Origin of the sequence: Alloalcanivorax mobilis, from assembly GCF_002864685.1 — a bacterium.
Lineage (GTDB): Bacteria > Pseudomonadota > Gammaproteobacteria > Pseudomonadales > Alcanivoracaceae > Alloalcanivorax > Alloalcanivorax mobilis.
In genome coordinates this window covers 1-414 of sequence record NZ_NMQZ01000087.1, presented here as the reverse complement: position 1 = coordinate 414, position 414 = coordinate 1, and the positions used below count along the sequence as shown (strand labels likewise).

At 76.1% G+C, this 414-nt stretch carries 1 pseudogene; it reads left to right on the top strand.

The features are described from left to right. Nucleotides 1–414: pseudogene (locus tag CGS25_RS18865) on the top strand (hypothetical protein); the annotation flags it as partial.

The window sequence follows — 414 nt, the reverse complement described above, 5'->3', positions numbered from 1 at the left end:
GCCGAGGGCGCGGCACCCGCGCCGGCGAACGCCACCGAAAGTGGTTCCACACGCACCCGCTTCAGCCCCGCCGCCCGCGCCATCGCCGACATCCTGGCGCGCTTTCCGGCGCCGCCGGGGGCGCTGCGACCCACCGCGCCGCTGGTGCCGGAGGGCACGTCACCGGCGCCGTCGGCGCTGGCCGGCCGGCTTCAGGCCAGCGTCGATCAGAGCGGCTTGTTTTACGAGGCGCACCTGGGGCGTTGGTTTCGAGGCGAACTGACCTTGCAACAACTGGCCCGGGAGCCGCAGATGCTGCTGGCCCGGCCGCTGGCGCCTGGCCCATGGGTGGCCACGCCGGCGGAGTCACCGATGGGCCCGGCGCCGACAAGCTCGCCGGTCGCGTCCGCCGGCGGCGCCAGCGGCCATGCGCCG